This window comes from Photorhabdus tasmaniensis, assembly GCF_011189505.1.
GTDB classification, from domain to species: Bacteria; Pseudomonadota; Gammaproteobacteria; order Enterobacterales; family Enterobacteriaceae; genus Photorhabdus; species Photorhabdus tasmaniensis.
In genome coordinates this window covers 1-361 of record NZ_PUJU01000239.1, presented here as the reverse complement: position 1 = coordinate 361, position 361 = coordinate 1, and the positions used below count along the sequence as shown (strand labels likewise).

Sequence of the window (361 nt, the reverse complement as noted above, 5' to 3'; positions counted from 1 at the left end):
CAGAAGAAATCTACGTCAATAAAGAGGGGGCGGTTCGCGTTCACTTCCACTGGAACCGTTACGATGCGCCGGACGACCAGGCTTCCTGCTGGGTACGGGTGGCACAAGGCTGGAATGGCAACGGATTTGGCTTTCTGGCGACACCGCGAGTCGGTCAGGAAGTGATTATCTCCTACCTCAACGGCGATATTGACCGCCCGATTATTACCGGATGCACCTATAACGCGCTTAACCGTCCGCCGTTGAATTTACCGGCGGAAAAGACCCGTACCACATTCAGAACCAAAACCCATAAAGGAAATGGCTTTAACGAATTGCGTTTTGAGGATGAAAACGGCAGCGAGGAAGTGTTTATTCATGC

Annotated in this window: 1 protein-coding gene; it reads left to right on the top strand. The window is 51.8% G+C overall.

The annotated features are described in order from the left end of the window. Positions 1-361: type VI secretion system tip protein TssI/VgrG (gene tssI / locus C5471_RS23740; protein WP_166296726.1), on the top strand; the 361-nt coding region annotated here is incomplete at both ends.